This is a genomic window from Streptomyces sp. NPDC050211, from assembly GCF_040656035.1.
In the GTDB taxonomy this organism is placed as follows: domain Bacteria; phylum Actinomycetota; class Actinomycetes; order Streptomycetales; family Streptomycetaceae; genus Streptomyces.
Genome location: NZ_JBFALC010000021.1, coordinates 1 through 13,196, shown reverse-complemented (window position 1 = coordinate 13,196; position 13,196 = coordinate 1). Strand labels below are relative to the sequence as shown.

7 protein-coding genes and 1 rRNA gene are annotated in these 13,196 nt (G+C 71.2%); 5 read left to right on the top strand and 3 right to left on the bottom strand.

What is annotated here, in order from left to right:
* Window positions 1-394 precede the first annotated feature (394 nt).
* On the top strand, window positions 395-3,937 hold the full coding sequence (locus AB0I98_RS21695; RefSeq protein WP_362944127.1) for a BTAD domain-containing putative transcriptional regulator: 3,543 nt from the start codon (window positions 395-397) through the stop codon (window positions 3,935-3,937).
* A 3-nt stretch (window positions 3,938-3,940) separates the two neighbouring features.
* Here the strand turns inward: AB0I98_RS21695 and AB0I98_RS21690 are convergent, their stop codons facing one another.
* Complete coding sequence (locus AB0I98_RS21690; protein WP_362944125.1) at window positions 3,941-5,863, bottom strand: sigma-70 family RNA polymerase sigma factor; 1,923 nt, start codon at window positions 5,861-5,863, stop codon at window positions 3,941-3,943.
* Window positions 5,864-6,136: 273 nt separating this feature from the next.
* Window positions 6,137-6,892: a helix-turn-helix domain-containing protein gene (locus AB0I98_RS21685; RefSeq protein WP_362944123.1), complete on the bottom strand. Its 756-nt coding sequence runs from the start codon at window positions 6,890-6,892 to the stop codon at window positions 6,137-6,139.
* A gap of 376 nt (window positions 6,893-7,268) precedes the next feature.
* Here AB0I98_RS21685 and AB0I98_RS21680 point away from each other — a divergent pair, with 376 nt between their 5' ends.
* Window positions 7,269-8,648 carry an NAD(P)/FAD-dependent oxidoreductase gene (locus tag AB0I98_RS21680; protein ID WP_362944122.1) on the top strand — a complete coding sequence of 460 codons (1,380 nt, stop codon included), beginning with the start codon at window positions 7,269-7,271 and terminating at the stop codon, window positions 8,646-8,648.
* A 214-nt stretch (window positions 8,649-8,862) separates the two neighbouring features.
* Window positions 8,863-10,497, top strand: a complete 1,635-nt coding sequence (locus tag AB0I98_RS21675; protein WP_362944120.1) for a SpoIIE family protein phosphatase — start codon at window positions 8,863-8,865, stop codon at window positions 10,495-10,497.
* A gap of 108 nt (window positions 10,498-10,605) precedes the next feature.
* Here AB0I98_RS21675 and AB0I98_RS21670 read toward each other — a convergent pair whose 3' ends face one another.
* Entirely contained in the window at window positions 10,606-11,880 is a 1,275-nt protein-coding gene (locus AB0I98_RS21670) for an MFS transporter (RefSeq protein WP_362944285.1), read from the bottom strand.
* Between the two features lie 122 nt (window positions 11,881-12,002).
* Between AB0I98_RS21670 and AB0I98_RS21665 the strand changes: the two genes are divergently transcribed.
* Together AB0I98_RS21665 and AB0I98_RS21660 are read left to right on the top strand one after the other, a co-directional pair.
* Complete coding sequence (locus tag AB0I98_RS21665) at window positions 12,003-12,551, top strand: MarR family transcriptional regulator (RefSeq protein ID WP_362944118.1); 549 nt, start codon at window positions 12,003-12,005, stop codon at window positions 12,549-12,551.
* 553 nt (window positions 12,552-13,104) lie between these two features.
* Window positions 13,105-13,196 (top strand): 16S ribosomal RNA (locus AB0I98_RS21660); the annotation flags it as partial.

Genomic DNA, 13,196 nt, shown 5'->3' with positions numbered 1-13,196 from the left:
CGTCCTCGGAACGTCGCGGCTCGGTCTCTGATGGAGGCACCCGTGTTGACGCGACAACCGCTGCGGGCGGACACCCCCACCGCGTCCCCTTCCCGCCGCGGGCGACTGCGGGTGCGTGGTCGCATACGCGGCAGTACGTCGGGCTGTCCGGGTGCGTGGGCGGCTGCGGGCGGCTGTCCCGCCCAAGCTGCGGGCATGCGTGCCGCCTGGGGCGGCACGGGTGGGCGCAGGCGGCACCCCGTCAGCGCCGGGCTGCGCGACCCACCCCCGCCTCAGCCACCGCGCCGGGTGCGACGAATCCCGAGCGTCGGTATCAGCACCGGCTCCAGTGACGCGACAACCCCGGCGCCACAAAGTCCGTGCCCCTCACAGCAGTCCCGGCGACAATGGCCCGGTGCGGTACAGAATTCTGGGCGTTGCGCTGGCGGAAGACGATGACGGGAAACCCGTATCCATCGGCGGCCCCCGCCTCCGCGCCCTGCTGACCGCCCTCGCCCTACGCCCCGGCCGCATCATCACCCCCGACACCCTGATCGACGACGTATGGGCGGCCGACCCACCACAGGACGCCCCGGCCGCCCTCCAGGCCCTCGTCGCCCGTCTCCGCCGCACCGTCGGCAAGAACGCCATCACCTCCCACCCCGGCGGCTACCGCCTCACGGCAACGCAGAACGACGTAGATCTGTACGTCTTCGAGCGGCTCGTACGACAGGGCACGGCCGCACTCGACCGTGACGATCCGAGCCCCGCTGCCAGCGACCTCGACGACGCCCTCGCCCTGTGGCGCGGCCCCGCCCTCGCCGACCTCCCGGACCGGACCGCCGCAGCCCGCCCGGAGGCCCTGCGCATGGAGGCGACCCGCGCCCACGCCGAGGCACGGCTGCGGCTCGGGCAGGCTCAGGACGCCGTACCGGAGCTGACGGAACTGACCGCGGCGCACCCGTACGACGAACCGCTGCACGCCCTCCTCATCCGCGCCCTACGCGACACGGGCCGGTCCGCGGACGCCCTCGCCGCATACGAGACGGCACGCCGCGCCCTCGCCGAAGGCCTCGGCACCGATCCCGGCCCGGAACTCCGCGCCCTGCACCAGGCGTTGCTCGATCAGCCGACGGCCCCGGCCCCGGCCCCCCGCAAGGGCAACCTCCGTCCACGCCTTACCTCTTTCGTGGGCCGGGAACCCGAACTCGACGCCATCCGTTCCGAATTGCACAGGGCCCGACTCGTCACTCTCACCGGACCGGGCGGCTCTGGAAAGACCCGCCTCGCCGAGGAAGCCGCCGCCGGGTGCCCGCAGGCATGGCTGGTCGAGCTGGCCCCGCTCGAGCGGCCGGAGGCGGTGCCAGGCGCGGTGGTCAGCGCGCTCGGTCTGCGCGAGACCGTGCTCATGACCACCGAGCTGGCGACCCCGCAGGACGACCCGGTCGCCCTGCTCGTAGAGCACTGCGCCTCGCGCAGTCAGCTCCTGATTCTTGACAACTGCGAACATGTCATCGGCGCCGCCGCCGACCTCGCCGAAACGCTGCTGACCCGCTGCCCGGGGCTCACGATCCTCGCCACCAGCCGTGAACCCCTGGGCGTACCCGGCGAGTCGGTGCGCCCGGTCGAACCTCTCGTCCCCGACCAGGCGCATCGCCTCTTCGCGGAGCGCGCCGCCGCCGTCCGTCCCGACGCGGCCGCCGTGCTCCAGGACACGGAGGCGGTGGCGGAGATCTGCCGTCGTCTCGACGGGCTGCCGCTCGCCATCGAGCTGGCCGCCGCCCGGCTGCGGCTGCTCACGCCTCGGCAGATCGCCGACCGTCTCGACGACCGCTTCCGCCTGCTCACCTCCGGAAGCCGCACCGTCCTGCCCCGCCAGCAGACCCTGCGCGCAGTCGTCGACTGGTCCTGGGAACTGCTCGACGAGCGGGAGCGGACGGTGCTGCGCGAGGTGTCCGTGTTCGCGGGCGGCTGGGACCTCTCGGCGGCGGAGGCCGTGTGCACCGGTCCCGTCTCGGACCTAGTCGGGGCCCTCGTCGACAAGTCCCTGATCGTGGCGGCCCCTTGCGAGCGCGACGGCGGCGACGGCATGCGGTATCGCCTGCTGGAGACGATCCACGAGTACGCCGTCGAGCGCGCCGCCGAGGTCCATGGGGCCCGCATGGCTGCCGAGCGCCGGCACCGCGCATGGGCGCGCGCCCTCGTCGAGCAGGCCGAGCCCCTGCTCCGTTCCGCCGGTCAACTCCCTTGGATCTCCCGCCTGGAGACCGAGCTGGACAACATCCGCGCGGCCCTTCACCGCGGCCTTGTGGCAGGGGAGGAGGCAGAGGCCGGTGCCCTCGCCCTCGCCCTGGGCTGGTTCTGGTTCCTGCGCAACTATCGCCGCGAGGGCGCGGAGTGGATCGAGCGCGTGCTGCGCCTGGGCGCGGCTCTGGATTCGGGCCTGGGCTTGGGCCTGGATGCGGATGCGGATCCGGATGTGAATGTGGTGGGCGGGGACGGTCCGGTGGGTCGCTCGAGCAACGGGGAGCCGGCGGGTCGGTCCGGCAGCGGGCCAGCGGGCCGTTCCGGCAGGGGGCCGGTAGATCGGTCCGACAGTGGGCCGGCCGATCGGGTCGGCGGGGACTCGGCCGATCACCGCCATCACCGCGATCCGGGCGAGCCGGGCGTTCACCGCGATCGCGCCCATCGCCCGAGGCGCGACTCGGGCCGCGTCCGCGAAGAGCGCGCCGCTTTGCCCCTCGGCGCTCCTGACCCCGTCGAGGCCTTCCTCGCCGACCCTGACGGAGAGGCCCGGCATCCGCTGCGTGCCCTGCGGATGGATCTCAGGATGATGTATCTCTTCCTGATGACCGAGGCCGAGCCGAAGCGGGCGGTGGAGGATCCGCGGTACCGGGAGTACATCGCGCGCGTGCGGGCCTTCTACGAGCCGGGCGGTCCGGAGGCTGCCCGGATGCCGGGGCTGGCCTGGCCCCTGACCGCCTTCTACCTGCGGAACTCCGTGGACGCCCGGGCCAGCATGGACCGGGCGGTCGCCAACTGCCGTGTATACGGCGGCGACTGGGAGCTCGCCGTGCTGCTGATGTTCCGTGCGCACATGGTCGTCGACGCACCCGGTCGGCTCGAGGGTTTCGACGACGACCTGGCGGAAGTGCGGATGCTCAGCGGGCGCGTCGGTGACCGCTGGATCAGAGCCCAGGTGTGCAGCGCGAGCGGCGAGGCGGCCATGGCGCGCAGCCGTTTCGAGGATGCCGAGAAGGAGTACGCCGAGGGCTTGCGGCTGGCCTACGAGGTGGGCGCCTACGCCGAGTCGCCGTTCCTCCTGGCCCGGCTCGCCGAGATCGCCTACCGCTCGGGCGACCGCGCCGCCGCCCTGGTCTCGCTGGACGAGGCGAGCGCCGCCGCCGACCGGTACGGAGTGGCGGACGCCCGGGCGTTCGTCCTGATGCTGCGGGCCCACATGGCCCTGGAGGAGCACGATCTCGCACGCGCGCGTGAGTTGTGCGAGGCGACCCGCGTGGAGACGGAGCACGGCACTCCACCGCCCCAGTTCACGGTGGCGCTGAACGCGCTCGAGGCCCTGGTCACGGCCGCCGAGTCCGGCCCGCAGCACGGACTGCCGATCCTCGCGGACACCCTGCGCCAGGCTGTGGAGTGGCGGTGCGCCGAATGGGTCACGGCAGAGCTCGCCGAAAGCGCGGCGCATCTCGTGGCCGAGCTCGGCGACCACGCCCGCGCCGTCCGCCTGCTCGCCGCCTCCGAGGAGTGGCGGGAGGGCCACCCCCGTCCCCTGCCGGGGCGCACGGTGGCCGAGCGGACCGAGGCCGTCGCCCGCACCGCCCTGGGCGCCGACCGGTACGCGGCCGAGCGTGCCAAGGGAACCGTCCTCACTCCCGGTGATGTGCAGGACGAACTCGCCGATGCGGTGCTCAGCCACCCGGCCGGGCAGGCGCCGTAAGCCCTACGCACAGGCGAACTTCGACTCCGCCCAGTCCGCCAGCATGAGGTTGTCGAAGTGGCTGTGCGGCTCGACCACCAGCCGTACGGTCTTGCGTCCGGTGAGATCGACATGGACCGGGACCGCCTGGTCGCCGCCCTTGATCAGGCCGGACCTCCACAGCTGGACTCCGTCGGCGTGGACGGAGAAGTAGACCTTGCCGAGCCCCAGCGCCAGGTCGTCGACGCCGACCTGTGCGTCGTAGGACGTGCACTCACGGTTGAGGTCGATCGTCACGGAGGACCTGCCGTGCACGGTCACGCCGTGTGCGTACCGCTTGTCGGCGATCGAGATGCCGTACCGCTGCCACACCCAACTGCTCTCGCCGAGCCGCATCTCCGGCTCGGTGCCGTCGCCGCTGACGTCGTAGGCCAGCTCACTCCACTGGTAGTCAGCCGGGGGCGGGGGCGCTGGGGGTGTCGGCGTCGGGGTGGGAGTGGGCGTGGGGGTGGGCTTGGGCGTCGGGCTCGGGGTGGGCGTCGATGTGGGGGTCGGGGTCGGCGTAGGTGTGGGCTTGGGGGTCGAGGTCGGGGTGGTGGGCGGGTCGAACGCGATCATCGGGGGATTCGGCGCGGGTTCCCGCTTCGGGGGTGCCGGTGTCTCCGCCCCGGGCTGCAGCGCCGGCGAGGACACGGGCGGCTTGGCCACCGGCTTCTTGGCCGGATCGTCGTCGCCGATCAGTGCCAGCGCCACCGCGGCGGCGGCCACCGCGACCACACCGGCCGCGATACCGGCCTTGACCGGCGCGCCCAGCCCTTCGGAGGCCGCCGCACCGCCACCGGCCCCCGACCCGCCGGACGAACCGCCGCTCGCCGCCGAGGCCGCACCGGCGACTCCTGCTGCGCCCGCTCCGGTGCCTCCGGCGATGAGCGCGGCCGCCTTGGCGTAGCCCGCGGCGCCGAACCAACCGATGACCGCGACCGGTACGACGGCGGGGATGCCACCGGCGACTTCCTTGATCTGGCCCGCGGCCAGCCGGCACTTGGCGCACTCCTCCAGGTGCTTGCGCAGGCCCCGTTCGGCCCGGGTGCGCAGGCCGCCGCGGGCGTAGGCGCCGAGCCGGTCGGCATGGCGGGCGCACTCCTCGTCGGTGGCGAGGGTGGCGCTGACGTGGGCCTGGAGGTAGGCCTGCTTGAGGCCCTCGCGGGCGCGGCTGGCGAGCACGCGCGTGCCGTTGGCGTCCAGCCCGAAGAGGGTAGCGACCTCGCTCGGCGACTCGTCCTCGACCTCGGTGTGCCACAGCACGGCCTGCCAGCGCTCCGGCAGCGACCGGAAGGCCTGCATCGCCATGGACTGCTCGGCCTCGTGCATCGCGCGCACATCGGCGCCCAGGTCCAGGGTGTCGTCATCGGACACCTCGGACGCCCGCGCGGCCTGCGTGGCGAACACCGCGAAATCGTCGACCAGTTGCTCCCGCTTCGCCGACTTCGTCCAGTTCGCAGCGACCCGGCGGACAGAGGTGAGCAGATACGCCCGTACGGCGTGCTCGGGCCCGGAGCCGCCCCGCACCGCCTGCAGCATGCGGGCGAAGACCTCGGCGGTGAGGTCGTCCGCGGTGTGGGCGTCCCGGCAGCAGGTGCGCGCGTACCGGCGCACCGCGTCCGCATGGCGCCGGTACAGCTCCTCGTACGCCGTGTCGTCGCCCGAGCGCATCCGCTCGATCAGGTCGGCGTCGGAGGGCGGCAAGTCGATCGGCGGCGGCAGGACGCCGTCCTCGCGCCACTCGCCCGCACGCCAGTCGCGCTGCGCCGGAACACCGCCTTCCGGGGGGTCTCCGACCGGCGGCACACTCGCCCGCCCGCCCTGGCTCGGCACCTGCGGCGACGTCAGCCCACTGGGCTCCGCCTCGCCGTCACCGAGTGACTCGTCCCGCCCGTCAACGCTCATCGCGGAAAGCCCCCGCCGCCTGCCCAACCCGTCCCGAACACGGGCCAGGGTGCCATATTGGCTTTTGGTCAGGACCCGGCAGTACGGCCCTTCCACTCGTCCGTGGCGACTTGCCGCGAGGGAGTACTAGCCATCACCCAAACGGGGAAGCATCAACGGACGTCCCATGGGCAGGAGTTGCACTCTCCGTGGACGCCCGAGCAGGGGCAGCAGCGCGCCACCCCCGCCCGGCATCACCATCACCTCGTCGATCAGGTCAGCAGGCGCCCGCGCTCACACCGGACGCGACCGCAGCCCCTCCAGCAGAATGTCCAGCAGCCGTGCCGAGGCCGCCGCCTGCTGCGCCGCATCCGGCAGCGAGGGCGCCGCCGTCGCGATCACCAGCAGGACGTCCGACACCGACACATCGGCCCGCAGCTCGCCTGCCGCGCGCGCCCGCTCCACGAGTTGCCCCACGACCTCGAGCAGTGCCGCCGCGCCCGCGTCGTCCGCGGGGACCGCCGACGTCTCCTCCTGGACCAGCCGCAGCTCTCCGGCCCCCGGCTGGCTGCGCTGCTGCGGCACCCGGGCCTCGTCGAGGCCGGAGCCGTCGTCGGCGACCCCGACGCGCAGCACCTGCGGCGGCAGCAGCCGCCCGGCACCGGACGCCACGGACGTCCGCAGGAAGCGCGACAGCGCCGACCAGGGCTCGTCCTCCTGACCGAGCGCGGCCCGTGCCTGGTCGGTCAGCCGGGAGGTCTCCTCCTCGGCTATCCGCCGCACCAGGACGTCCTTGCTCGGGAAGCGCCGGTACACCGTGCCGACACCGACCCGCGCGCGCCGCGCCACGTCCTCCATCGGCGCGCCGTACCCCAGCTCGCCGAAGACCTCACGGGCCGCACGCAGTACGTGCTCCAGATTGCGCTGTGCGTCCACGCGCAGCGGTGTCGACCGCCCTCCGTCCGCGCGTCCATTGCCTGCCGCCATGCCCATCGCACCGCCGGGTGCGATGGCGGAAGCAGACGACCAATGATTGTCCTGAATGTGCATACGTGTTCCCCCGGTTAATGACGTCTCCCCCCGGAGACTCTCCCCGCCATTGGACGCGAGGCGCTGGGAACAAACCCGGATCACGGGCCCGCCCTCTGGCCGACCCGAAGGCGCATCCCCCTACACCCCGTTGACACACGAACATAGTTGAGCGGGAGTCAATTCAGAAGGGGCAGGTTCCGCACGGAGCGCCCCCCGATCGGAGTACGGGTCGTATACGTCCTGATTCCGCCCCTACCCCCCACCCCTCCCGCACCCGCTGACCTGCGAAGATTTCCCGCACTCCGGCAATTCGGCCAACTAAGGGCGTCCCCGGCGCCCGGTCACACAAATTGCCGAGCCTGTGGACAAACGCAAGCGCCGGGTGCGTCATGGGATGGTGAAGGAACGTGCGCGCATTCTCGTTGTCGGCGGCGGCTACGTCGGGATGTACACCGCCCTGCGGCTCCAACGGAAGCTGAAACGGGAACTGAGTCAGGGCGACGCCGAGATCACCGTTGTCACCCCCGACCCGTACATGACGTACCAGCCGTTCCTCCCCGAAGCCGCCGCGGGCAACATCTCCCCCCGCCATGTCGTCGTACCGCTGCGCCGCGTCCTCGACCAGTGCCACGTCATCATCGGCGAGGCCACGGCCATCGACCACGCCAAACGCACCGCGACGCTCACCACCCTCGCCACCGAGGAGGAGGGCACGGGCCCGCAGCAGCTGTCGTACGACGAACTGGTCCTCGCGCCCGGCTCGATCTCGCGCACGCTCCCCATCCCCGGCCTCGCCGACCACGGCATCGGCTTCAAGACCGTCGAGGAAGCCATCGGCCTGCGCAACCACGTCATCGAGCAGATGGACATCGCCTCCTCCACCCGCGACCCCGCGATCCGCGACGCGGCCCTCACCTTCGTCTTCGTCGGGGGCGGATACGCCGGAGTCGAGGCGCTCGGCGAACTCGAGGACATGGCCCGCTACGCCGCGCGCTACTACCGCAACATCAAGCCCGAGGACATGAAGTGGATCCTCGTCGAGGCCTCGGACCGCATCCTGCCCGAGGTCGGCGAGGAGATGGGCCGCTACACCGTCACCCAGCTGCGCCGCCGCAACATCCAGGTGCTGCTGCAGACCCGCCTCGAATCCTGCGAGGGCCGGATCGCCGTACTCAGCGACGGACAGCGCTTCCCGACGCGTACGGTCGTCTGGACGGCCGGCGTCAAACCCCACCCGATCCTCGCCGCCACCGACCTCCCCCTCAACGGCCGCGGACGGCTGAAAGCCACCGCCGAGCTGACGATCGAGGGCACCACGCACGCGTGGGCAGCGGGAGACGCGGCCGCGGTCCCCGATGTCTCCGCCGGCGAACCCGGCAAGGAGTGCGCCCCCAACGCCCAGCACGCCCTGCGCCAGGCCAAGGTTCTCGGCGACAACATCGCGCATTCACTGCGTGGCGAGCCGCTGGAGACCTACGCGCACAAATATGCGGGTTCGGTCGCCTCCCTGGGACTCCACAAAGGCGTCGCACACGTCTACGGACGCAAGCTGAAGGGCTACCCTGCCTGGTTCATGCACCGCGTCTACCACCTCAGCAGGGTCCCGACCGTCAACCGCAAGGCCCGCGTACTGGCCGAGTGGACACTGTCGGGGCTCTTCAAGCGGGAGATCGTCTCCCTCGGATCGCTCGAACATCCCCGAGCGGAGTTCGAACTCGCGGCCGGTGGAAAGTCATCAGGTAAGCCCTCGGACGACCCGAAGGGGTCGACCTGACCGAACCCGGGAACTCCACCGCCAGGCCCGGCGTCTGACGGATGTCGGCCCGGCCGGCCACCCTGCCAGACTGGTCCCGCCCCCACGGACGAGCACCTGCTCGCCCTTCGAACCCACGAGGCTCACCCACAGTGCTGCAACCCCGGGGTGCCACCCCCCAGACCCCCGGCCGGGTCCGGAGCTGGCCGAAGACGACTACACGAGGCAAGGATTCGTGAACTTCACGCGCTGGAGCGCCCGGCTCCCCGGAACGCAGCGCCGCGCCGCAGCGCGGACCGACGCGGTCCCCCCGGACCGGCGGGGCGAGAGCTCCGTGCCCGCCGCCCGCGCCGAGCAGCTCACCGACGAGGCGCTGTCCGTGCCCGCCGTCGACGAACTGCCGGTCCGCGAGGTCCTCGACCGCGTCCCGGCCCTCGTCGCCCTCGTCCACGGCCCCGACCACCGCCTCGCCTACGTCAACGACGCCTACATGACGGCCTTCGGCCCCCGCCCCCTCGGCGACCCGGCCCGCGAGGCCCTCCCGGAACTCGACGAACTCGGCCTGTTCCCGCTCCTCGACCAGGTCCTGCGCAGCGGCAAGCCCCGCACGGTCAAGTCCCGCAAGGCCCCCGACGGCCGCTCCTACACCTTCGCCTGCACCCCGGTCACGGACACCGAGGACGGCGGCGTACTGATCTTCGCCACCGACGTCACCGACCACGCCGAAGCCGCCGAACGCCTCCGCGCCAGCGAACGCCGCCAGCGCGAAACCGCCGTCACCCTCCAGCGCTCCCTCCTGCCCCAGGTCCTCGAACAGCCCGACGACCTGCGCGTCGCCGCGACCTACCAGCCGGGCGGCACGGAAGCCGCGGTGGGCGGCGACTGGTACGACGTGATCACCCTCGGCGGCGGCCGCACGGCCCTCGTCATCGGCGACGTCATGGGCAGAGGCGTGCGCGCGGCCGCGGTCATGGGCCAACTCCGTACGGCCGTCCGCGCGTACGCCCGCCTCGACCTCCCGCCGCACGAGATCCTCCAGCTCCTCGACGGCCTCGCCACCGAGATCGACGCCAACCAGATCGCCACCTGCGTGTACGCCATCCACGATCCGAACGAGGGACGGCTGGTGTACGCCTCGGCCGGCCATCTGCCGATCCTCATCCGCGACGAGAACGGCCAGGTCGTCCGGGCGGACGAGCCCACCGGACCGCCCCTGGGGACCGGCGGCTGGATGCACACGTCGGGCACGGTCGCCCTCAGCCCGGGCTCGACGGCCGTCCTTTACACGGACGGCCTGGTGGAGCGGCGCAACGAGGACCTCGACGAGGGCATCGCCAGCCTGGAGCGCGCCCTGGCCGGCGCGACCGGCACACCCCAGGTCGTCTGCGACCGCCTGGTCCGCACGGCAGGCGTCACCGCCGACCACGACGACGACGTCGCGGTCCTGGTCCTCCAGCACCCGTCCCGCACCGGCCCCGACAGCGACCTCTTCCGCAACGCGGCCCTGGAACTCCTGGGCGGCGTAGAAGCGGCCCCACGCGCGCGTGCCTTCGCCTCCGGAGTCCTGACGAGCTGGCGCTTCCCACCCGACCTGCACGACCTGGGCGTCCTGGCGACCAGCGAACTGGTCGCCAACTCTCTCCAGCACGGCATCCCACCCATGCGGTTGAGGCTCCGCCGTACCGATCGGCGCCTGATCATCGAGGTCACGGATGGAGACGACCATCTGCCCAGGCGCCGCCGAGCGGAACCCGGCGACGAGTCCGGGCGAGGCATCGCCATCGTCGCCACGATCGCCTCGAACTGGGGCTCGCGCAGAACCCCCGGCGGCGGCAAGGCGGTGTGGTGCGAGTTCGCGCTGCCCCGCTAGCTGCGGGCATGCGTGCCGCCTGGGGCGGCACGGGTGGGCGCAGGCGGCACCCCGTCAGCGCCGGGCTGCGCGACCAACCCCTTGGCAGCAACGCCGGGCCACGCATCGTCACGCCTCCGCGGACACCGGCTCCGCAGCCGCCCCACCCCGAGCGACAACCCGGCTCTTCACCAGCCACGGCTGATCCTGTACGTCCGTCAGCTGCCGCCCCAACCGCACCGCGAGGTAGGTGATCCCCAGCGAGAACAGCAGGAAGGTCACGATGTACGGCGCATGCAGCGACGCCCCCATGGGCCCGCCCACCGCAGGCCCGACCGCCAACGCCAACTGCTTGACCAGCGCGAACGCGGAGTTGTACTGCCCGGCCAGCCCACTCGGCGCAAGATCGGCCACCAGCGGGGCAACCGTCGGCGACAACATCGCCTCACCCAGCCCGAACAGCGCGTACGTCGAGATGAACGCGGCCGTCGCCATGGCCTGACTGCCATGTCCCAGCCCCGCATACCCGGCCGCGATCCAGGCCACGGCCCAGATGAGCCCCACGGCGGCGATCACCCGAGACCGCCTCTGCCGCTCCACGAACCTCAGCACGAGGAACTGCGCCACCACGATCATCCCGGTGTTCGCGGCCAGCGCGGTCCCGAGCGCGGACGTCGAGATCCCGGCCGCCTCGACCCCGTACGCACTGAGCCCCGACTCGAACTGTCCGTAGCACGCGAAGAACAGCACAAAGCCCAGCACGCACAGCTGCACCATGGCCCGGTTGGACAGCAACTGCTTCCAGCTGCCCTTGGCCGACCCGGCAGGCGCCTGGCCGATCTGCGGCGAGTGCGGCATCCGCACGGTCACCATCACGACGACCAGCAGCAGGAACATCGCCGCCTCGATCGAGAACAGCAGAGTGAACGAGCTGACGCGCGTGGCATCGACGAGATGACCGCCGATGAGGCCACCGACACCCAGCCCCAGGTTCTGCAGAAAGAACTGCGTGGCGAACGCCCGCGACCGGGTCTCGGCCGACGAGCAGTCCACGATCATCGTCGCGAGCGCCGGCTGCATCACGGCCTGCCCCGACCCGAGAGCGGCCGCCGACAGCAAGACAGCGGTGGCATTGCCGGCGAGCCCCAGGCTCAGCGCACCGACCGCGGCGGTGATCAGGGCGGCGAGCAGCACCGGCAGCGGACCCCGCCGGACGATGGCCCGCCCGGCGAACGGCAGCACGACCAACGCGGCCACGGCGAACACGGCGAGTACGAGACCCGCCGTCATCGCCCCCAGCCCCCGCACCTGCGCCACATAGACGTACAGGTAGGGGACGGTGAAACCGAGCCCGAACGCGCTGAGTGCGTTGCCCACGTGGATCCGGCGCATCGCTGCGCCCATCGCCCTGGTCACGTTCACCTCTCTCACTAGTTAGGAGTGAAGACTTCAAGACTAAAGTTCGAAGCTAAAGACTACATAGCGAAGGACTTCAAAGCAAAGAGGCCGCATGCGATACTGCGCCCATGGCCGAGACCCCTGGCGTCACCGAGCCGACGCTCGAAGAACAGATCGCCGCCTACCAGCGCGAGTTCCAGGACCTCGACCCCCAGGTCGAGAAGATCGTCTCGGCCCTCTCCCGCCTGAACCGCCGTATGAACGTCGCCTACAGCCGCCAGACCTCCGCCCTCGGCATCAGCAACGCCGAGTGGGAGGTCCTCAAGGCCCTCGTCCTCTCCGGCGCCCCCTACCGCATGGGCCCCGGCGACCTCGCCAAGCGACTCGGCCTCACCCCGGCCGCGATGACCCACCGGATCGACCGCATGGTCACCGAGGGCCTGGTCACCCGCGAACGCGACGAGTCCAACCGCGTCCGCGTCATCGTGGAGCTGACCGCCGAGGGCCGCCAGAAGTGGCTGGAGGCGATGCGCCTCGCGACGGTCTTCGAGGAGGACCTCCTCCAGGACCTGTCCGCGGAGGAGCGCACGACCCTCGGTGAAGTGCTCACCCGCCTTCTGCGCAGGGTGGAGCACGCCCAGCCCGACGCCGGCGGCCGTCTCACGGACCTCGACTAAAGATCTTGACAGGCGACGCTTGACAGCCCCCTCCCCGATCCGTAATGTTCTTCGGGTTGCCGCGGAGCCGTAACGGTTCTGCGACAGCACCTCCCGCCGCGAAAGCGGCAAACCAAACCATCAGCACGATCTCCCGTCAGGGTTGATTTCGGCATGCCCGATTTCAATTCGAATGGGAACTCGGTGGCCCGATTGGGAATCGCCGAGAGGATCCGCTAAGGTTTGAGACGTCGGAACGGCCCAACGGCCGGGAAGGCAAACCCCGCTGACTGGGGATCAGGTCGAGAAAAGGTCTGATAGAGTCGGAAACGCAAGACCGAAGGGAAGCCCGGAGGAAAGCCCGCGAGGGTGAGTACAAAGGAAGCGTCCGTTCCTTGAGAACTCAACAGCGTGCCAAAAATCAACGCCAGATATGTTGATACCCCGTCTCCGACCGTTCGGTCGGGGCGAGGTTCCTTTGAAGAAAAACACAGCGAGGACGCTGTGAACGGTCGGGCTTATTCCGCCCGACGGTTCCGCTCTCGTGGTGTCGACCCGGATGACCGGGAAAACATTCACGGAGAGTTTGATCCTGGCTCAGGACGAACGCTGGCGGCGTGCTTAACACATGCAAGTCGAACGATGAACCACTTCGGTGGGGATTAG

Bases quoted from the DNA above. Each gene is read 5' to 3' on its own strand.
- AB0I98_RS21685 (WP_362944123.1), bottom strand. From the start codon at position 6,892: ATGCACATTCAGGACAATCATTGGTCGTCTGCTTCCGCCATCGCACCC.
- AB0I98_RS21670 (WP_362944285.1), bottom strand. From the start codon at position 11,880: ATGGGCGCAGCGATGCGCCGGATCCACGTGGGCAACGCACTCAGCGCG.
- AB0I98_RS21680 (WP_362944122.1), top strand. From the start codon at position 7,269: ATGGTGAAGGAACGTGCGCGCATTCTCGTTGTCGGCGGCGGCTACGTC.
- AB0I98_RS21690 (WP_362944125.1), bottom strand. From the start codon at position 5,863: ATGAGCGTTGACGGGCGGGACGAGTCACTCGGTGACGGCGAGGCGGAG.
- AB0I98_RS21665 (WP_362944118.1), top strand. From the start codon at position 12,003: ATGGCCGAGACCCCTGGCGTCACCGAGCCGACGCTCGAAGAACAGATC.